Source organism: Lentzea miocenica (assembly GCF_033949945.1).
GTDB lineage: Bacteria > Actinomycetota > Actinomycetes > Mycobacteriales > Pseudonocardiaceae > Lentzea > Lentzea miocenica.
In genome coordinates this window covers 1-18,418 of record NZ_JAXAVW010000035.1, presented here as the reverse complement: position 1 = coordinate 18,418, position 18,418 = coordinate 1, and the positions used below count along the sequence as shown (strand labels likewise).

General features: G+C 67.9%; 19 protein-coding genes and 1 pseudogene. 6 read left to right on the top strand and 14 right to left on the bottom strand.

All coding sequences use genetic code 11. The features are described from left to right. Positions 1-8 precede the first annotated feature (8 nt). Positions 9-173 carry a hypothetical protein gene (locus SK803_RS34930; RefSeq protein ID WP_319970459.1) on the top strand — a complete coding sequence of 55 codons (165 nt, stop codon included), beginning with the start codon at positions 9-11 and terminating at the stop codon, positions 171-173. On the opposite strand, the gene SK803_RS34925 is transcribed toward SK803_RS34930, so the two are convergent. From SK803_RS34925 to SK803_RS34900, 6 genes are all read right to left on the bottom strand, one after another. Next, a complete protein-coding gene (locus SK803_RS34925) occupies positions 118-1,101 on the bottom strand; it encodes an MFS transporter (RefSeq protein ID WP_319970458.1) in 984 nt (327 codons plus the stop codon). The genes SK803_RS34930 and SK803_RS34925 overlap by 56 nt on opposite strands. A gap of 327 nt (positions 1,102-1,428) precedes the next feature. Then, positions 1,429-1,893 carry a peroxiredoxin gene (locus SK803_RS34920; RefSeq protein WP_319970457.1) on the bottom strand — a complete coding sequence of 155 codons (465 nt, stop codon included), beginning with the start codon at positions 1,891-1,893 and terminating at the stop codon, positions 1,429-1,431. 60 nt (positions 1,894-1,953) lie between these two features. After that, complete coding sequence (locus tag SK803_RS34915) at positions 1,954-2,277, bottom strand: hypothetical protein (protein WP_319970456.1); 324 nt, start codon at positions 2,275-2,277, stop codon at positions 1,954-1,956. An 8-nt stretch (positions 2,278-2,285) separates the two neighbouring features. Next, positions 2,286-3,644, bottom strand: coding sequence for an urease accessory protein UreH domain-containing protein (locus SK803_RS34910; protein WP_319970455.1), 1,359 nt, complete (start codon positions 3,642-3,644; stop codon positions 2,286-2,288). Beyond that, positions 3,641-4,936 (bottom strand): tetratricopeptide repeat protein, encoded by a 1,296-nt coding sequence (locus SK803_RS34905; RefSeq protein WP_319970454.1) that lies wholly within the window; start codon positions 4,934-4,936, stop codon positions 3,641-3,643. The genes SK803_RS34910 and SK803_RS34905 overlap by 4 nt, the downstream gene beginning before the upstream one ends. An 82-nt stretch (positions 4,937-5,018) precedes the next feature. Further along, positions 5,019-6,542, bottom strand: coding sequence for a DUF4331 domain-containing protein (locus SK803_RS34900; protein WP_319970453.1), 1,524 nt, complete (start codon positions 6,540-6,542; stop codon positions 5,019-5,021). A 323-nt stretch (positions 6,543-6,865) separates the two neighbouring features. On the opposite strand from SK803_RS34900, the gene SK803_RS34895 reads away from it, so the two are divergent. Next, positions 6,866-7,513, top strand: coding sequence for a fasciclin domain-containing protein (locus SK803_RS34895; RefSeq protein WP_319970452.1), 648 nt, complete (start codon positions 6,866-6,868; stop codon positions 7,511-7,513). A gap of 53 nt (positions 7,514-7,566) precedes the next feature. Here SK803_RS34895 and SK803_RS34890 read toward each other — a convergent pair whose 3' ends face one another. Together SK803_RS34890 and SK803_RS34885 are read right to left on the bottom strand one after the other, a co-directional pair. Next, the gene (locus SK803_RS34890) at positions 7,567-8,004 is read right to left on the bottom strand and encodes an NAD-binding protein (protein WP_319970451.1); all 438 of its coding nucleotides are present in this window, start codon (positions 8,002-8,004) and stop codon (positions 7,567-7,569) included. Between the two features lie 16 nt (positions 8,005-8,020). Beyond that, positions 8,021-8,572, bottom strand: coding sequence for a sigma-70 family RNA polymerase sigma factor (locus tag SK803_RS34885; RefSeq protein WP_319970450.1), 552 nt, complete (start codon positions 8,570-8,572; stop codon positions 8,021-8,023). 137 nt (positions 8,573-8,709) lie between these two features. Here SK803_RS34885 and SK803_RS34880 point away from each other — a divergent pair, with 137 nt between their 5' ends. After that, positions 8,710-9,561 (top strand): DUF4394 domain-containing protein, encoded by an 852-nt coding sequence (locus SK803_RS34880; protein WP_319970449.1) that lies wholly within the window; start codon positions 8,710-8,712, stop codon positions 9,559-9,561. Here SK803_RS34880 and SK803_RS34875 read toward each other — a convergent pair. Next, positions 9,551-9,842: pseudogene (locus SK803_RS34875) on the bottom strand (DDE-type integrase/transposase/recombinase); the annotation flags it as partial. The gene SK803_RS34880 and the pseudogene SK803_RS34875 sit on opposite strands and share 11 nt — an antisense overlap. A gap of 226 nt (positions 9,843-10,068) precedes the next feature. Continuing rightward, positions 10,069-10,854: an IniB N-terminal domain-containing protein gene (locus tag SK803_RS34870; RefSeq protein WP_319970448.1), complete on the bottom strand. Its 786-nt coding sequence runs from the start codon at positions 10,852-10,854 to the stop codon at positions 10,069-10,071. A gap of 219 nt (positions 10,855-11,073) precedes the next feature. Here SK803_RS34870 and SK803_RS34865 point away from each other — a divergent pair, with 219 nt between their 5' ends. Then, entirely contained in the window at positions 11,074-13,395 is a 2,322-nt protein-coding gene (locus tag SK803_RS34865) for a helix-turn-helix transcriptional regulator (protein WP_319970447.1), read from the top strand. Between the two features lie 59 nt (positions 13,396-13,454). On the opposite strand, the gene SK803_RS34860 is transcribed toward SK803_RS34865, so the two are convergent. Next, positions 13,455-13,676, bottom strand: coding sequence for a hypothetical protein (locus SK803_RS34860; protein WP_319970446.1), 222 nt, complete (start codon positions 13,674-13,676; stop codon positions 13,455-13,457). Positions 13,677-14,008: 332 nt separating this feature from the next. Between SK803_RS34860 and SK803_RS34855 the strand changes: the two genes are divergently transcribed. Continuing rightward, a complete protein-coding gene (locus SK803_RS34855) occupies positions 14,009-14,260 on the top strand; it encodes an anti-sigma factor (RefSeq protein WP_319970445.1) in 252 nt (83 codons plus the stop codon). Between the two features lie 64 nt (positions 14,261-14,324). On the opposite strand, the gene trxA is transcribed toward SK803_RS34855, so the two are convergent. Next, positions 14,325-14,663 carry a thioredoxin gene (trxA, locus tag SK803_RS34850; protein ID WP_319970444.1) on the bottom strand — a complete coding sequence of 113 codons (339 nt, stop codon included), beginning with the start codon at positions 14,661-14,663 and terminating at the stop codon, positions 14,325-14,327. Further along, on the bottom strand, positions 14,660-16,393 hold the full coding sequence (locus tag SK803_RS34845; RefSeq protein ID WP_319970443.1) for a cytochrome c biogenesis protein DipZ: 1,734 nt from the start codon (positions 16,391-16,393) through the stop codon (positions 14,660-14,662). Before SK803_RS34845 ends, trxA begins: the two co-directional genes overlap by 4 nt. Positions 16,394-16,622: 229 nt before the next feature. On the opposite strand from SK803_RS34845, the gene SK803_RS34840 reads away from it, so the two are divergent. Continuing rightward, positions 16,623-17,273, top strand: a complete 651-nt coding sequence (locus SK803_RS34840; RefSeq protein WP_319970442.1) for a fasciclin domain-containing protein — start codon at positions 16,623-16,625, stop codon at positions 17,271-17,273. Positions 17,274-17,362: 89 nt separating this feature from the next. Here the strand turns inward: SK803_RS34840 and SK803_RS34835 are convergent, their stop codons facing one another. After that, positions 17,363-18,109 (bottom strand): anti-sigma factor, encoded by a 747-nt coding sequence (locus SK803_RS34835; RefSeq protein ID WP_319970441.1) that lies wholly within the window; start codon positions 18,107-18,109, stop codon positions 17,363-17,365. Between the last annotated feature and the right edge of the window lie 309 nt (positions 18,110-18,418).

Here is an 18,418-nt window from a genome sequence, read left to right as displayed (position 1 = left end):
CTAGGCACATGAAGCTCTGGAAGGTGATCGGACTGGCCGCGTTCGCGGGTGTCGCGGCGAGCGGCGCGGTCGTCGCCCGCAACCAGCGCCGCCGCGCCGCCTACACCCCGGACCAGGTCAGGGAGCGTCTGCACGAACGACTGGCCGAGGCGACGCGGTCCCGCTCGGAATGAGCCGGTAGGCCACAAAGGACGCCACCGCGAGCAGTGCGGCCGAGACCAGCGCCGTGCCCTGCATCGCCTCCGTGAACGTGCCGGTGCGCGCCCACGCGGACAACACGGTCCCGAGCACCGCGATGCCCAACGCCGCACCCAGCTCGTAGGCCGTTTCCGACACCGCCGACGCCGCGCCCGCCTTGTCCGCGGGCACTGCCGACACCACCGCGTCCGTCGTCAGCGTCAGGGCCAGCCCCACGCCGGCGCCGACGATCACCAGCGCCACCGCGATCGCGCCGTACGCGGCAGAGAGTCCCACGATCGCCAGCCCGGCCGCGCTGACCAGCAGGCCGGCGGCGATCGACCGGCCAGTGCCGAGCCAGCGCACGATCGGCCCGATCGCCACGATCACGAGCATGCCGGCGACGCCGAGCGGTAGTTCCCGCAGCCCGGCCTCCAGCGGCGAGTAACCCAGCACGTTCTGGAAGTGCTGCGACAGGAAGAAGATCAGGCCGGTCAGGGCGAACACCGCGATCATGGTCGCGCCCACGGCACCGCTGAACGCGGGCTTGCGGAACAGCGCCACGTCGATCATCGGGTGCGCGGACGTCTGCTGCCGCCGCACGAACAGCCACAGCCCGGCCACGCCGACAAGGCCCGCGAGCAGTGCCGTCCACGTCGGGCCGACCAGCGCGACCTCCTTGATCGCGTACACCAGCGGCACCACGCCGACCGCCGACAGCAGGTCCGACACCAGGTCGAAAGGTCCGGGACTCGGGTCGCGGCTCTCCGGCAGCCACCACGCGCCGAACACCTCGACGAGTTCACGGGTCGCGTTCGCCCAGGGCGACTCGTCGGCCTCCACCGCACCACCGGGAATCTTCCAGTTCGGCTTGTAGGACGGCTCGAGCAACAGCACCCTGTCCGACTTCTCGCGAGACAACACCTCGGCGGGCCATGCGCTTGCGGGTCAAGCCGGCCACGTACTGCTCCGCAGGTAGCACCCTCGATGCCAGCAGGCGCTGCAGACTCCGCTGCGGTCACCCGCGGCACCTGGCCAGCCCGACCACCTCGGTTCCCGTTCGGGCGACCATCCGATCCGGGTCACCAGAGCATTTTCGCAGCTGGAGACCATGGATGTGCGATCCCTGCTAGATCTTGCGAGACTCCTGAGCTGGTGCGCACCGGCGCGGGCGAGGTTGGCTGTCAGCATCGGGTGTGCGGCGAGCACCCGCGCCGAGATCGACGTCACCGACCTCATCGAAAGCAACAGCTAAGCGTTCTCAGCCGCGCGCTCTCGCAGGACTTCGAGAGCTTTGTCGGCGTGGACGTCGAACTTGAGCTCGCTCTTGATCACTTCGAGGATCTTGTGGTCCGTGTCGATGACGAAGGTCCGCCTCTTCGCGTGCAGGGGGCTGAAGCGTCGCCAGACACTGAACTGCTTCGCCACGACGCCGTCCACATCGGACAGCAGTGGGTAGTCGAAGCCATGTGCGGTAGCGAACTCGCGCTGCTTCCTCACGGAGTCAGGGCTGATCCCGACCCTGTGCGCGCCGAATTCGCCGAACTCCTCCGCCAAGTCGCGGAAGTGGCAGCTTTCCGCGGTGCAGCCGCCGGTCATCGCGGCCGGGTAGAAGAACAGCACGACCGGGCCGGAAGCCAGGAACTCGGACAGCGAGCGGGGTTCGCCGCTGTCGTCGGGCAGAATGAAGTCCGGGGCGGTGTCTCCTCGTTTCACAGTTGGTCTTCGGGACCGCGAACAACCCGGATTGGTCTCGGCGTCCGGCCATGGTGAACCTCAGCCGAGCACTGCGGTGACGTTGGCACGGTCGGCGCCGAGTGTCACGTAGAGCTGGGCCCATTGCTTGTCGGTGTCGGTGGGCGCTTGGCCGTCGCAGAACGGTTTGCGGCCGTGGGCGGTGTAGTAGCGCAGCAGTGAGAGGATTTCGCCGGTGCTGCGCATCGCCTCGTCGGTGTAGCGGGGGCCAGGCGGCTGGGGTTGGTGGCGTAGACAGGTGAGCTCCGTGCCGTCTTCTTGGTCGAAGACCGGTCCGGGATCGGGTGTGCTGGTGCAGGCGATCAGGACGGTGGTGGAACACAGGAGCAGGACTGGGATGCGCATTGCGTCTCCTATTCGAACAGGGCTCGGGCGGTCAGTCCGAGGCCGACGACGAGAACGAGCCCGGCGGTGATGGCGGGCAGGGCGGTGAAGCGGTCTCGGAGGCGTTCGACGGAGGCGAGCCGGTCGCGCAGACGCACCAGGAGCAGGCCGACGATGGTGAGGGTGGTGGCCATGCCGAGGCCGTAGCCGAGCACGAGCAGGACGCCGAACCAGGTGCGGCCCAAGGCGATTGCGCCGAGCAGCACGACCAGTGCTGAGGGACTGGGGACCAGGCCACCCGCCACGCCCATGCCGATCAGACCGCCACGGCCCACACCATGGCTGTGCCCATGCCCATGCCCATGTGCGTGACCGTGGCCATGTCCACGACCTACGGCGACGGGTTGCCGGTGTAGCGCCGAGCGCAGCAGGAATGCTCCGATGGCGGTGACGAGCACGCCGCTGACGATGCCGAGCGCCCGCAACAGAGATTCCCCGGCCAGCGCGCTGGACGCACTGATCGCCAGGCCGATCAGCAGAACGCCGATGGTGTGGGTGAGGGTGACGGTGGCGCCGACGGTGACAGCGTCGCGAGCGGTGCCGGCACGGCCCGCGAGGTAGGCGGCGATAACGGTCTTGCCGTGTCCTGGCAGCGCGGCGTGGGAGGCGCCGAGCAGCAATGACAGCAGCACGGCGAGCACGCCGATCAGCGGAGTGAGGTCCCGTTGCCCGACGAGGCCGGTGAAGGCGCGGGTGGCCGTACCGATCAACGTGCTCCCGCCCCGGGCCGCGGCAGTGTCCGAGATCGCGGTGGTGCCGGGTTCGACGCGCAAGCTCACCGTGCGGATGTCGAGGGGGTCGGACAGCAGGTCGTCGGGGTAGGCGCGGAGCTCGTCGCTGGAGCTGGTCGCCGGTACGGGTGGATCCAGCAGCACGATGCCGTCGCCGACGGCGGTCATCTCGTGCCAGCCGACGCGGCCCGGCCGGTAGGTGTCGCGCACGTCGACGGTAGCCGCGGCGCCGAGGTCTGCAGGCGCGGTGAGCAGGCAGGTGAGGCGGGTGGTGGCCAATCCGGCTTCGCCGGGCGGGTACTCGACCGACGCCGACCGCAGCGCCATCGCCATGTTCATGCCATCGACGTTCACCGCGAGACCGCTGCGCACGCTGTCGCACTCACTGCCGGCGTAGCCGGACTGGCGGGCGGGCTGCTCCTGCAAAGTCGGGATCTCGGCAAGGTCGATGACCGAGACAAGGTCGACCCGGTCGGGGTGCACGGTGATGGCGTGGTGGTGGTTGATGGTGAAGTTGCCCAGCGGGTGGGCACGGGCACTCGCGGGAACAGCCAGCACGGCCAGCGTCGCGAGGACGAGGACAGCCGGTGCCTTCATCGCAGGCCGTCCAGTGCGGTACGGGCCGCCGCGGCGTCCACAGGTGAGAAGTACGGGTTGGTCCGCAGCGCGGAGTCGAGCGCGTCAGCGGCGTCCGCGGTACGGCCGAGGGCCCGCAGGATCATGCCGCGGTGGTAGGCGAACGTCGCGTTGCGCCAGCCGGTGGCGGCGGCGCGGTCGGCGTAGCTGACGGCTTCGGCGTTGCGTCCAGCCAGGTGCAGCGCCCAGGCGAGCGCGTCCGCGACCAGCGGGTGCTGCCTGCGGGTCCACTCGCGTTCAGCAGCGGCCAGCGCGGCGGCGGGATCACCCCGGTCCGCGGCGGCGACCGAGGCGGCCAGGTCATCGGTGCTGCCCGCGGCGGCAAGCAGCCGTTCCTGCTGGGCGAGCACGTCGAACTGGCGGGTGGCTTCCTCGGAGCGGCCGGCGGCGCGCAGCAGAACGGCGTGTTCGTGCAGGTATTGCGGTGAGGGCACGCGAGCCACGAGGTCGGCGTAGCCGGTGAGCGCGTCATCCAGGTCGCCTCGGGCGGCGGCGATCTTGGCGCGTCCCTGCAACAGCGCGGGGTCGAGCGGATCGGTCAGCAGACCCTGCTCGTACTGGGCGGAGGCTTCGTCGAGGTCGCCGTTGTCGAAGGCCAGCTCACCGAGCTGGTAGTGGCAGAACAAGGTGTCGGCGGGTGAGGTGGCGGCGTCGAGCGCACGGGTGAGGGCGTGGCGGGCGGAGTCGACGTCGCCGCGTTGCTCGAAGTCGTAGGCGGCGCGGGTGAACGCGGGCACGCCGGGTTCGAGATCGAGCATCCGCTGCACGGCGGCTCGCGCCTGGTCGGCCGTGCCGAGCTGGGTGAGGGCGTCGGCGAGTACGCCGTACACCTCGGCGGTGTCAGGCAACGCGGCACGGGCGAGTTCGGCGTGGCCGCGGGCGGCGGCGAAGTCGTGGCGGGCGTTGGCAAGCGCACCAAGGCCGAGGTGGGCGTTGCCGTTTCCGTCCGGCTTGTGCCGCAGGGAGGTGTCGAGCGCGCCCTGGGCTTTGCCGTAGTAGGCCGGGTCGCCGGTGATCCTGGCTTGCTCGACGTAAGCCGAGCCGAGCAGCGCCCAGGTGTCGGCGTCGCCGGGCACTCGCCGCAGCCGCTCCTGGGCGGTGGTGATGGTGCGCTGCACATCGCTGCGGACGACAGCGGCGCCCGGTTGGGGAGGTGCGAGGTCGTCGCTACGGCTCAGCGCGGTCGCGGTGGTGGCGAGCAGCGCAACACCGGCGGTGATCGCCAGCACTGCGATGATCTTGCGGCGGGTCATGGCGCGCTCCGTGGGTTGCTGCCGAGTCGGGTAACGGGACGTGCCGGGGGACGGGCGGATTCGTTCGTCCCCCGGCACGCTGTCATGCGGCCGCGGGAACCACGGTCCGAAGTGGACGGCGGCTCAGCAGCCACACGCCTGAGCCGATCAGCAGCGACGCGAGGACGCCGTTGAGGATCAGCCCGTCTGGCAGACCGCCACCGCCACCGCCGCTACCGACCGCGGGTACCGCTGCACCCGCGGAGCCGGCGTTGACCGCGGTGTTGTTCGGCAGCGCCACGTACGGGAACGAGGTGCCGAACGCCTTGTCGTTGGCGTTGACCTTGTCCCCGGCCGCGAGCGCGGGCACGATGCCGCTCACCGCAGCGCCTTCCAGTGCCTGCACGCCGATGTCGAGCACGTCGTCGGTGAGCCGGCGCCCGTTGGGGAAGCCCTGCAGGTCACCGCCGAGCACACCCAGCCGGTTCGGCGATGCCGCCGGCGGTATGGAGGTGTTGAGCCGCAGCTGTTCCGACGGTGTGAACCGCTGCGGGTTGACGTCGGCGTTGTTCAGTTGCGAGTTCAGGTCGGCCTTGATCGGCCCGCCGAGCTTGGTGGTGATTCCGGTCAGGAAGATCTCCACCAGGTCGTCGCGCGGCGTGGCCGGAGCGGGCAGGCCGTAGATCGCCTGGATCAGCTTCGGCACCTCGGGATCGGTGACCCGGTTGACCAGTTGCGGAACCTTGCCGTCCTGGTCGGGCGTGAGGGCGTTGAACTTGTCCTTCATGCCCGCCGGGACGACGACCTCGTTGACCAGCGGGTTGCCCAGCCGCGAGACCTGGACGAACGGGCCGACCGCCCGTGATTCCCCTGGGCTGAGGATCATCGATTGCCGCTCGGTGTCACTCCACACCCCGATGACCGGGTTGCGGGTGGCGTCACCCTTGAGCGCCAACTGCGACTTGGGCACCTGCAACGCGATGGTGTTGACGTTGTAGCCGCTTAGCGTGTCCTGCCCGACCTCGGACAGGTTGGCGCCGTAGAGCAGATCGAACACCCGCAGGTCGAGGAAGAACGCGTCGTCGGACTGCCCGACATAGCTCTTGCCACCACCGGGCACATCGGTGATCGCCTGGGCCCGCAGCGCGCCGTAATCAGGCATCGACGCCGGGCCGGTGTTGGATGGCGCGACCTTGCCCGAGCGGATCAGCTTGCGATCACGGCCGTCGCGGTCGATCAGCTCCAGCGTGTAGGTCTGCCGGAACAACAGGTTCTCGTCGTCCAACGACGTGACCGGGCCGTTGTTGTACAGGAACGTCGACTTGCCGCGGCGGTCGTCGGTGTGGAAAGTCCACCGGTAGGTCAGGTCCGCCTTGGCATCACCGTCGTTGTCGATGTTGATGTCGTAGCGGGCGTCAGTGGCCCACGGATAGAAGTTCGGCCCGCCGTTCGGTTCCTGGAACGGCGACCAGCTCGCGACGAGCGTGACCGTGTCCGGCTTGTCAGGGCTGACGAACGCGTAGACGTCGGTGTTGTCCACCGCCGCATCACCCGCGATCAACGGCGCCTCGCGGTGGCTCGATGCCCCGGCTGGACCGGACCCGCCGATCAAACCTGCCGCGAGCACCGTGCTCCCGACTGCTATCAGACTTGCCGCCACGCGTCGTCGACGACGCGTGGGAGGGGGTGCTGACATGCTCCATCCCTTCGGATCGACGTCCGTCCGGAGCGACACCCGCCACGCGGACAGGACGACATTCATTCGGCGGCGATGGAGTGAAGGCTTGGCGAAGTCACCCGAATGCCCTCTTGCACACTGCTGGCATCAAGTGTTCGCGGGCACGCGGTCGGTGTGATCGGTAACGGGTTCATAACCGCACCCATCCGCTCTCCCCGGGAGGTTCGAATCACCGGCAGCAACTGACCGAACACCCTGGGAGAAGTTCCGCCATGAACAAGACCGTCCGCAGCACGATTCTGGCCATCGGCGCCGCGTCGCTCGCCCTGTTCGGCGCTGCCTGCGGTTCGGGTGACGCGGCCAGCAGCAGCTCCAGCGCCGCGCCCACCACCTCGACGGCGCCGTCGTCGGCTGCGATGGCCGACCCGGCCCGCGACCTGGTTGGCCCCGGTTGTGCCGACTACGCCAAGCAGGTTCCGTCCGGCGCGGGTTCCGTCTCGGGTATGGCCGCCGACCCGGTGGCCGTCGCCGCGAGCAACAACCCGCTGCTCACCACGCTGGTGAGCGCCGTGTCGGGCAAGCTCAACCCGAAGGTCAACCTGGTGTCGACGCTCAACGGCGCCGAGTTCACCGTGTTCGCGCCGGTCGACTCGGCGTTCGCGAAGATCGACGCCGCGACGATCGAGAAGCTCAAGACCGACGACGCGTTGCTGACCAAGATCCTGACCTACCACGTGGTCCCCGGCCAGATCTCGCCCGACAAGATCGCCGGCGACCAGAAGACCGTGCAGACCGGCACGGTCAAGGTCACCGGCTCCGGCAACGCCCTGAAGGTCAACGACGCCAACGTGATCTGCGGCGGCGTGCACACCGCCAATGCCACCGTCTACCTGATCGACTCGGTCCTGCTTCCCGCGTGAGCAAGCGCCGACAGACGAACTCCGGAAACAGCACCCCCTGTTTCCGGAGTTCCTCATGTCTGCCGTTCGTCGGGAGGTCTGATGTGGACGGACGTCACATCGGAGGACAGGAAAAGCGCGTGGTTCTCCGGCTCGCGAATGACGACAACGACCACGGCGTCAGGGTTGTACGGCCGCACCGCTCGCGCGATCAGGAACGCGGCGAGGTCGTCTGGGACTGCGACGATGACGCGGTCGGCCATGTCCACCGCTGCCAGGTCCAAGACGCATCTGTCTCGCCCGTCACCGTGAACCGCTGTGGCGCCGTTGGCGGTCGCCTCGACGACAGCGAGGAAGTCGATGTCCAGCACGGTCAGCCGCGCGTCCGGCTGGGACGTCAGCACCGAGTTCACGGCACAGCGTCCGGTGTCGCCGTATCCGATGACGAGGATGTGGTCGGTCACGACCAGTGGTTCGGAGCGCCGCCCGAACTGGATTGGAGTCCGCTGCAACACAAGCGATGGTCGATCAGGGCTGCACGCCCATCTGATCCATGGCCAGCCTCATCGCCTTGAGCCCGAGGAACACCCTGCTGCGCAGCGTCGCCTGCGGCACACGGAGCTCCGCCGCAACGTCGCGATAGGACCGGCCACGCAAGTAGGTCTCTACGAGTGCGGCGCGGTGTTCCGCGCTGATACGCAGCAATGCCACTTCCACGACCCGCCTGTTCAGCGTTGTGTCCGCGAAGTCGGAGCTGTTCTCCCCACCTCCTGCGGCGGCGGCGGTGCGGGCGGCGTCGAGCCGTTTGTCCTGGCGCAGGCGCGCTCGTACTTCGTCGATCACCACGTTGCGGGCGATCGCGAACAGCCACACGCGCAGGCTGGCGAGCTCGGGACGGAAACCGTCAGCGGACCTCCACATCCGGAGGAACACCTCTTGCACAACCTCTTCCGCGGCGCAGTCGTCGCCGAGCTGCCGCAACGCGAAGCGATACAACTCAGGTGCGTACAGGGCGTAGATCTCCTGGACGGCCACGTTGCCGCGCAGGTCGGGTCTCCGTCGTGTGCCGATGTTCGCCATGAGCTCCCCATCGCCGGTCCTGCAAGGGATTCGAGGCCGACGACATCGCGGATGGGCGAGATTTGTCCCGGTTTTCAACACAAAGACGGGATCGGTCGTACACACCTGCGTTCCACGACCAAGTCCCGGGAGAGAACATGCGTATCGCTCGCACAACCGCACTCGTAGGCGCAGCAGCACTGCTCATGACCGCACTCGGCGTCACGCCCGCCTCGGCGTCGGCAGACCAGCCCCGCGTCCACCTGCTCACCTCCGACGGGGTGCTGAGCACCCGGAGCTGGTCGTCGCCGCTGCTGTCCCAGCACCGCGTCCGGGTCACCGGCCTCAAGGCCCGTGACCGGCTCATCGGCATGGACGTGCGCCCCGCGAACGGCGCGCTGTACGCGATCGCCGCGTCCGGACAGCTCTACGTGCTCGACCCGCGCACTGGCAAAGCGACCGCGGTCGGCGCACCGGCCGCGATCACGGGTACGGCGGTCGGCTTCGACTTCAACCCGGTCGTCGACCGCATCCGCCTGGTCACCACGAGCGGCCAGAACCTGCGGCTGGTCCCGGACACCGGGGCCGTGGCCGCGGTCGACACCCCGCTCGCCTACGCCCCGGGAGACCGCGCCGCAGACAGCACGCCTCAGGTGTCCGGCGTCGGCTACACCAACAGCGCCGCCGGCGCGACCTCCACCACGCTGTACGACCTCGACAGCCGCAAGGACACCCTCGTCACCCAGGGCACGGTCGCCGGTGTCACCCCCGTCGTGTCCCCGAACACCGGCCAGCTGTTCACCGTCGGCAAGCTCGGCGTCGACGTCAGCAAGACCAACGGGTTCGACATCTCCACCACCAACGGCCGGCACCACGCGCTGGCTGCGGTCCAGCCCGGCTTCTCGCTACTGGGCGGCTCACTGCTGCTGAAGATCGACCTGACCAGCGGTCGCGCGTCGGTCGTCGGTGTTGCGGGCGGCGACGTCGTGGGACTCGCCTTCACCCGCTGACGAGCTGGCTGTACTGACCGGAGAGGTTCGGAACGCGGCTGGCGGGTGGTAGGCCTTTGAGCGCGGTGTGACCGCGGTGGTGAGGGTGTCGCGCCAGAGTCGTGATCGGTGGCACGATCCGTTGTCGGTGAGCACCCGTTCGACGGTGATTCCGTGGATGTGGAAGAAGGTCTGCGCTCGCTGCCAGAACGCGGTAGCGGTTTCCTTGTCTCGTCGGCGAGGATTTCGTTGTAGGCCAGGCGGGAGTGGTCGTCCACCGCGTTGTGCAGGTAGCTGTAGCCGAGGTTGGCGCGACCGCCGCGCTTGCGGGGACGGGTGGGGTCGCCTGGCTAGCCGGTGCAGATGTCGCAATCCACACCGAACCCGGAGGCCCTCCCTCATTCCAAGATCATCCGACTAGGTGTCGGACCGTTCACAACCTCGCTGGGCAGTACAGCTAGCGGATGGAACACACGCGGCTGGCCTCCGCGAACCGACGTTCGCGGAGGCCAGCCCGGAAGCGCGCCGCTAGAGGCTCAGGTCGAGGTCGTTGAGCACGCCACCGACGTTGACGTCACCGAGGTGGCCGCTGACGTCGCCGATGTTGCCGATGTCCCCGACGCTGCCGACACCGGTCACGTCACCGACGTTGCCCACGTGGGACAGGACGTCGCCGACCTGACCGATGTGGTCGAGCGACAGGTCGTTGCCGGTCACGTTGCCGACCGCGGAGGTGATGTCGCCGCTGAGCACGTCGTTCACCCCCAGGTCGCCGGTGTGCACGCCGCTGGTGACGTCGCCGACCACGTCGCTGATGTGCGTGGTGTCGAGCACCTCGGTGCCGTTGCTGATGTCGCCGACGGTGTCGGTGACGTTCAGGTCGGTCACGGTCTTCGTGACGTCGGTGACGGTCGTCGTCGGGACGACGTCCAGCGCGCTGTGCGGGTCGCTGAGAATGTCGAAACCGTTGGTGACGCCGTGCACGGCGGCGGTCAGGCCCGAGACCGCGCCAAGGACCGTGTTCTCCTCGACCTGCTGGCCGACCGTGTTCTGCAGCGTGCTCATCAGGTTCAGCTGGTCGTCGAGCGACAGGTCGGAGACCGTGGACCCGAAGTCGCCGAGCTCGGTGACCGAGGCGAAGTCGAGCACGAGCGGCAGCAGCTCCTGGACGTCCGCCGGGTGCACGTCACCGAGCCCGGCCGCGTCGAGCGAGCCCTGTGGGTCGAGCTGGAAGGCCGACCGGGCGTCGGGGTCGCCGAGCAAGTTGAGAGTGAAGTCGTGCAGCGTCTGCGGCAGGTCCACGTCGAGCTCCAAGTGAGTGGTTGTGCTTGTGCCACGCAACGTTACGAAGATCAGGCATACCACCACATCGGGTGACGTGCCTGGTTCGATCCTGGTCCGCCGCATCGGGACTTTTCGTGGCCATCTGTAGGGGAATAGGGGATCTCCTGGATTTCGTCCTGTGACCAAACCTGAACGGGTGATGCACCGAACCACGGATGCAGGAGTGGACAACCGGAGGTACACGCGCTCATGGCTCAGCTGTCGACCACGCCCATGTTGCTCGACAGCGGGACCGCACGAGCGCTCGAACGCGCCCGCGACGCGGACCACGTCGTGCTGACCGGTCTGGCTGGGTGTGGCAAGACCTCGTTGCTGCGCACGTTCGAGCAGTACACGAGTGTCGACGACGGACACATGCTCAGCGAAGACAAAGCAATCAGGTTGCTGGCAGAGGCGAAGGCGGGCGCCCGACTGGTGATCGCCTGCCGGTTGTGGCCCGACAACCGCGCGCTTGCCGGCCTCATCAGCTCGCTTCCCGGCGTTGTGGCCCGTGTCCAACGCCGCCCGCTGCTCCGGGACCAAGTCAAGATCTTCACCGGGAAACTCCTCGGCACCGAGCCTGGTCAGGAGACCGCAGACCGCCTGCACGAACGGACTGGGGGAGTGCCCGCGTTCCTGCTGTGCGAACTCTCGCCAGATCCGCGGGCAGCGTTCGCTCCCCATCTCGATGACCTGTCCGCCACCGCGGCGGACCTGCTGCTGGCCCGAGCCCTCGGTGCACCCTTCGACGTGGGACTGCTCTCGGCGGTGCTCGTGCTGGACCTGCACGCGGTGTCCGAGTCGATCGACGCGCTGAGGTCAGCGGGGCTGCTCCAGATCGACGGCGCGCCGCTCCCGATCGCCGCGGACGCGATCACGGCGCTCGCTCCGGTGGAGGTACGAGCAGACCTGCTGCGCAAACTTGCCGTCACGCAGGTCGCGCGGGGCCAACCGGTGTCGAGCTACGCCCGGCCGCTGCTGGACCTCGGCTTCGCCGACCCTGATCTGGCCGCGGTGTTCACCGCGGCGGGCCACGAAGTGATCAACGACGATCCGGCGATGGCCGCGCGGTTGTTCGCCGCCACCGGCACGGGCAATTCCGTGTACCTGGCGCGGGCTCGCGCTCTCAGCGGCGATCTCGACGGTGCCCTCGAGGCGGTGCACTCCGAACTGGAGGACCCGCACGCTGACGCAGGTGCGCTGCTGGTCGCCGCGACCGTGCTGACGCTGCGAGGCCAGGTCGGTCGCGGCGGCGAACTGCTTCAGTGCTCCGGCAACGGCCTCGCGCGCGGGTTCGCGGTCACCGGTCTGCTCGGTGCCGGTCACCTCGACCAGGCTCGTGCTGTTCAGCGCACCGCACACGCACAGCCCACCAGGTCGCTGCTCGACACCCTGGGACACCGCCTCGCCGACACCGTGCTCGCGACCATCACCGGACCACCGATGGCCGCCGTCTCCACCGCGGTTGCGGCCGCAGGTGTCAACCAGGCCGGCACGAGGACTTCGGTGCAACCGGACAGCTCAGTCGCGCTCGCCGCATTGATCTGCCTACACGCCGGAGAACTCGCTGTTGCCCAGTCATTGCTCGGAAAATCCGTGCACGGCGATGACGGCAGGGGACTGCACGCCGACCGGCATCGACTGCTGCTGGCCTGCGCGGAACTGCTCGGCGGTGACCTGGAGGCGGCGCAACGTCTGACGCCTTCTCGCGAGGACGGTGCCGCCTGGGAACCGAGAGAGGCGCTCTTCGCTGCGGCGCTCGATCTCGGGATCGCCCGCCGTGCGGGAGACCTCCGTGCCCTGCGAGACGCCTGGGAGCCCGCACAACAAGCCCTCGTCGTGCACCCCGTCGATCTCTACACTCTGATCCCGCTCACCGAGATCGTCGTCGCCGCTGCCCGGATCGGCCAGTTCCACCGAGTCGAGGCGCACCTCGACGAAGCCTGGTCGCTGCTGGCCCGCCTCGGTAATCCTCCTTTGTGGATGGCGCTCCCGCGATGGCACGCGTTGCACGCCGCGTTGCTCACGGGCGACCAGGCCGTGGCCGGAGAACATCTGGCGACCTTGGCGCAAGCAGCGCAGGCCCTGCCGTTCGCCCGCGCACTCGCGGCGGCCGGCAAGTGCTGGAGCCAGGTGAACCGCGGCGACGTGGATCCTGTCGAGGTCGAGTCAGCCGCACGAGAACTGCACTCACACGGCATGCGTGGTGATGCCGCACGACTTGCGGGGCAGGCCGCCATGCGCACCACCGACCGCAAAGCGATGACCCAACTGCTCGACACCGCCCGCCAGTTCCAGGGCACCGCCCGCGGGCAAGGCCGCGTCAGTTCCGACAGCCTCAGCGACCGCGAGCAGGAGGTCGCCGCGCTGGTGCGCGACGGACTCACCTACCGCCAGGTGGGCGACGAGCTGTTCATCTCCGCTAAGACCGTGGAACACCACGTCACCCGGATCCGGCACAAACTCGGCGCCAAGAACCGGCGCGAACTCGAACGCGCACTGTCGGGCGTCGACCTGCCCAGGGCCAAGTAGCAACCGGCACGAGAGAGCGGGGCCGGCAAGTGCCGGCCCCGCCTTTGATCACCTCGTGGTCACGCCTTCACGGTGTGGTGCTTGCCGTGTGCCCAGGCGTTGGCGTTGCCGCCGTTGCCCGAGTTGCCACCGTTGCTGCCGACAACCGAGTTCACGACGTCGGTGAGGCCGCCGAGACGACCGGAGTCCTGGGTGTCAGCGCTCGCCATCGCCGTGCCGAGCAGGACGAACCCGCCCGAGAACGCCGCGGCCAGCAGGCCGCGTCGCAAATAGCCGTTCATCGTCGAACCTTCCCGTTGATCAAGCTTGGTGATCTGGTCGGCTTGGTCTTCGGAGTGGTCAACTGGGATGATTTCGGCCGTAGTAGTAACACCACGACACTTCACTTCGGTCGCACGCGACCGAATAACGTGCGTCGACATTCGGATCGATTCCAGGCATTTCCGGCAGATCTGCCGGACTGGACCCGGTCGAGCCGGAACTCCACGCCGAACTCGTCGTCATGGGGACTGCGAGCGGTGTGCCACGTGGCATTTCCGGAGGCACGTCGTTCCCCGGAGCGGTGACAGGCGCAGGCCTCTCGTGATGTACCACCACTGCAGCGCCGCGCGAGGTGGCCTGCTGGTGGTCCGGTGCCGCAGTCGACCTGCTCAGTACTCCCGACGTGAAGCTCGTGAGCGGCTCAAGATCCGCCGGTGATATGGGAACGGCCGTGGTCTCGCCGAGCCGCAACAAGGCGGTGTTCCTCGCCAGCGAGCTGCCGCAACTCCCGTCCGACCGCACGTACCAGCTCTGGATCGTCGGACCTGGTGGAGGCTCACCAGGCCTCACAACCACTCCGGTCCTCGCGATCTCGGTGGTGTGACCCCAACACAGACGTGACCCCGATGGCCTGATGGCCATCGGGGTCACGTCGTCTCTGCTGGCGTTCAGAGCCAGGTGGCGAGTGCTGTGAGTATGTCGGCGCGCTTGCGGGGTGCGGTAAGGGTCGCGACGGGTTCTCCGCCGGAGAACAGAATCAGAGTGGGGATGCTGAGGACCTGGTAGCGGACGGCGATGTCGGGGTGGGCGTCGATGTCGACCTTCACCACGGAGATCTTGTCCTGGTGTTCCTCGGCGATACCGGTGACGACCGGGCTCAGTTGTTTGCACGGTCCGCACCAGGGCGCCCAGAAGTCGACCAGCACGGGCTTGTCCGCGCCGAGAACGGTGCTGTCGAAGGAGTCCGTGGTCACGTCGGTGAGCTGCATGGTGATGTTCCTGATCATCCGAAGGTGAACGAGAAGGCCTGGACTCCGGGGCTGACGGTCGCGATGAGCGAGCCGCTCTGGATCTGTGGTGTGGTCAGCAGCTGGTAGGAGTCGGGGGTTCCGTCGACCTGGATGGTCTTGGTCTGCCCGCCCTGCTCGATGGTGATGGTTCCCTTGCCGGACAGGACCATCCGGACTTCCTTGGCTCGGTAGTTGAGCTTGATCTGCCCGGATTCACCGGTAGGGGTGATGTTCTGAGTGTCCAAAGTCCACTTGCCGGCGAGCGCGAAGCTGTCGGTGGTCTGGTTCTCGGGGAACTGGAAGGACTTCTCGCCGCTGGTGTAGGTCTCGGTGCCGGCGAAGTTCACGCGCTTGGTGGAGCCGAGGTAGGTCTCGCGGGTGATGTCGGCGTTGACCGGCGTGTCATCGGTCAGCTCGGTGGCGGACGGGAGTTTGACTTCGGGGTTGGCGTCGGTCAGCAGCTGGCGGATCAGCTTCTCGGTGACGTTGTAGTCGCCTTCGCCGAACTTTATGTGCCGCACCGTTCCCTGGGCGTCGATGAGGTAGTGCGCGGGCCAGTAGCGGTTGCGGTAGTTGGTCCACGTACCCAGGTTGTTGTCCAGCGCGACCGGGTAGGTGATGCCGAAGTTCTTGGCGGCGGACTTCACGTTGTCCGCCACCTTCTCGAACGCGTACTCGGGGGAGTGGATGCCGATCACCTGCAGGCCGGCGTCGCGATACGCCTTGTCCCACGCGGTGATGTGTGGCAGTGAGCGCTGGCAGTTGATGCAGGAGTAGGCCCAGAAGTCGAGCATGACGACCTTGCCGCGCAACGACTTCAGATCGATCGCCTGGTCGCCCGCGGTGTTGAACCACTGCTGGATGCCGGTGATGTCGGGTGCGGTGCCACAGCTTTCCAGCTCGGGTGCGCCGTCGGAGCACTTGTCGAGGTCCTTGTTCTGGTCGTTGACCAGACCGCCGAGGTTGAGCGCCTTGCGGACCTGCTCGGAGTTGTTCACCTTGTCCTGCAGCGAACTGGTGTAGTCGGGGATCACGCGCTGCAGCAGCTGCGGCAAGTTGAACACCAGACCGGCGGCGAGCGCGATCATCACGACGCCTGCAGTGATCCGGATGCCGCGCTGACGCTTGCGGAACGCCTTCACGCGTTCGGCGACCCGGCGGCCCGCGAGTGCGAAGATCAGCAGCGGGATGGCCGCGCCGACGGCGAACGTCAGCGTGAGCACGACGGTTTCGGTGCCGATCCGGCCGGTCGAACCGGCGACGGTGATCGCTGCCAGCACCGGCCCGGCACACGGCACGTAGACCGCTCCCAGCGCCAGACCCAGCGTGAACCCACCGCGGGTCGCGTCCGGATTGCTCTGCGGAATCCAGCTGAAGGGCTTCTCCAGCAGGTGTTCGAAGCGCGGCACGATCAGGCCGATGCCGATCAGCACGAGCACGGCGATGCCGGCCCAGCGCAGGACGTCCTGCGGCAGGTTGAGCACGGTGAGCAGCAGTGACCCGAACAGGGTGACCAGGCTGAAGCTGACGACGAGTCCGGCGATCACGAGGTAGGGCCGGGTACGGGACGCCGGCTTGGTCTCCAGTGCCACCCCTCCCGTTCCTGCCGTCGTGCGGGCGCTCTGCGTGCCGCCGGAGAAGAAGATGACGGGAAGGACGGGCAGGATGCACGGCGAGATACCGGTGACCAGGCCGCCGACCAGACCGATCAGTGCGAGGGTCAACATGTGGGGCCCTACTCGGGTTGGTGGAAGTGCGTGGTGTTCCTGGTTCGGCGCCGGAGCCCTTCCGGATTGGCCGCGGCACAGGTCCACAGTGGATGGTCTGCGTGTTTTGCCTGTCAGGGCGAGGTTTGCAAATCCGTCGGTAACGGACCGATAACCGCACCCATCCGTTCGCCGAGGGGTGGCGAATCACCAGCAGCAACTGCCCGACACTTCTTGGAGATGTTCAGTCATGAACAAGACCGTCCGCAGCACCTTCCTGGCCGTCGGCGCCGCCTCCATCGCCCTGTTCGGCGCTGCCTGCGGCTCAGGTGACATGGCCAGCAACAGCTCCAGCGCCGCGCCCACCACGTCGACGGCTCCGTCGTCGGCCGCGATGGCCGACCCGGCTCGTGACCTCGTCGGTCCAGGCTGTGCCGACTACGCCAAGCAGGTCCCGTCCGGAGCCGGTTCCGTCACGGGCATGGCCGCCGACCCGGTCGCCGTCGCCGCGAGCAACAATCCGCTGCTCACGACCCTCGTTGCCGCGGTCTCCGGCAAGCTCAACCCGAAGGTCAACCTCGTCTCGACCCTCAACGGCGCCGAGTTCACCGTGTTCGCGCCGGTCGACTCGGCGTTCGCCAAGATCGACCCGGCGACCATCGAGAAGCTCAAGACCGACGACGCCCTGCTGACCAAGATCCTCACGTACCACGTGATCCCCGGCCAGATCTCCCCGGACAAGATCGCCGGAGACCAGAAGACCGTGCAGACCGGCGTGGTCAAGGTGACCGGCTCCGGCAACGCCATCAAGGCCAATGACGCCAACGTCATCTGCGGTGGCGTGCACACCGCCAACGCCACCGTCTACCTCATCGACTCGGTCCTCATGCCTACCGCATGATCTTCCCGCACCACCACAGTGCCGGGACAGCAATCGCTGTCCCGGCACTGTGGTATCCCCGTCACTTGTCTGATGTGGACAGATCGGTGTCAGTTGAGAGTGATGGTGATCAGCGGCGCACCCGTCGGTCCAGTCGAACCACCAAGCGGTTCAACGGTGAGAAGCACCTCCAGCACACCCGAGATCCCGCCCACCACCAACGGCGCGGGCCGGCTCGCTCGCTGCAGCAGCCCGGCGGACCGCGGGCCGGTCGCTCCGGCCAGCCACACCTGGTAGACCTGATGCGCCGGCAGCGAGGGAAGTTTGTCGGCAAGGAACAGCAGCGTGTCCTGCGAACGGGAAACGGCGACGGTGCACGCGGCACCCGATGGCGTGGAACTGCTCGCCAGCCGCAGGTCCGACGCAGCCGGGAAGCCGTCGATCCGGGTGTCCACGGTGCGGCTCTGCCCTCGATGCGGCAACTCGGTGGTGAGACGCTGGCTGGACTGCATGCCGTGCACGCTGAAAACCACCGCCGCGACAACGCCGGACGCCGCGACCATCCACGCCGCGCGCCCAATCCCTTGTCGCCGAGTGAAAGCCGCCGTGCCCGAGGCAGTGGTTTCCACACGAGGAGGAAGCTGCCGCGCGGTTCGAACGCCACTCAGCACGCGGTCCCGCAGCTCAGTCGAAGGGACTTGGGCCACCGCGTCGGCGAGACGACTCACCGTCGCGGCAAGCCCCGCGACCTCCTCTGCGCAGGTGCCGCACTGGGACAGATGCGTCTCGAACTCGGCTTCTTCCGCTTCAGGCAGGCCGTTCATCGAGTAGACGCCGGTGAGCACATGCGGATTCATCGCCCACCTTCTTCCCGGCTTCACATCCGTGGTTCGGCGCTGGTGGGCCAGCGGATTGGCGCATCGGTCCACGGTGAGCCGATCACTCAGTCGAGTGGAGTCCGTGGCCCGTGCGATCCGATGCGGGCACAGGGCACGGGTATCACTTGCGCGGATCCGCCAGATGCGGTTCAGCCGGTTCGGGACGGCGCCACGCATGTCCCTGTGCGCCTCGACCGCCGAGGTGCACAGGGACGCCGCACCATCGAGCGGTCAAGGCAGTTGGATGCCCACGACGCAGGTGTCGTCGTCGGTGTTCGCGTCGCTGTT

Excerpts from the sequence above, each read along its gene's own strand:
- SK803_RS34835 (WP_319970441.1), bottom strand. The coding sequence starts at position 18,109 with ATGAATCCGCATGTGCTCACCGGCGTCTACTCGATGAACGGCCTGCCT.
- SK803_RS34905 (WP_319970454.1), bottom strand. The coding sequence starts at position 4,936 with ATGACCCGCCGCAAGATCATCGCAGTGCTGGCGATCACCGCCGGTGTT.
- SK803_RS34845 (WP_319970443.1), bottom strand. The coding sequence starts at position 16,393 with ATGTTGACCCTCGCACTGATCGGTCTGGTCGGCGGCCTGGTCACCGGT.
- SK803_RS34910 (WP_319970455.1), bottom strand. The coding sequence starts at position 3,644 with ATGAAGGCACCGGCTGTCCTCGTCCTCGCGACGCTGGCCGTGCTGGCT.
- trxA (WP_319970444.1), bottom strand. The coding sequence starts at position 14,663 with ATGATCAGGAACATCACCATGCAGCTCACCGACGTGACCACGGACTCC.
- SK803_RS34895 (WP_319970452.1), top strand. The coding sequence starts at position 6,866 with ATGAACAAGACCGTCCGCAGCACGATTCTGGCCATCGGCGCCGCGTCG.
- SK803_RS34880 (WP_319970449.1), top strand. The coding sequence starts at position 8,710 with ATGCGTATCGCTCGCACAACCGCACTCGTAGGCGCAGCAGCACTGCTC.
- SK803_RS34915 (WP_319970456.1), bottom strand. The coding sequence starts at position 2,277 with ATGCGCATCCCAGTCCTGCTCCTGTGTTCCACCACCGTCCTGATCGCC.
- SK803_RS34865 (WP_319970447.1), top strand. The coding sequence starts at position 11,074 with ATGGCTCAGCTGTCGACCACGCCCATGTTGCTCGACAGCGGGACCGCA.
- SK803_RS34930 (WP_319970459.1), top strand. The coding sequence starts at position 9 with ATGAAGCTCTGGAAGGTGATCGGACTGGCCGCGTTCGCGGGTGTCGCG.
- SK803_RS34885 (WP_319970450.1), bottom strand. The coding sequence starts at position 8,572 with ATGGCGAACATCGGCACACGACGGAGACCCGACCTGCGCGGCAACGTG.
- SK803_RS34860 (WP_319970446.1), bottom strand. The coding sequence starts at position 13,676 with ATGAACGGCTATTTGCGACGCGGCCTGCTGGCCGCGGCGTTCTCGGGC.
- SK803_RS34840 (WP_319970442.1), top strand. The coding sequence starts at position 16,623 with ATGAACAAGACCGTCCGCAGCACCTTCCTGGCCGTCGGCGCCGCCTCC.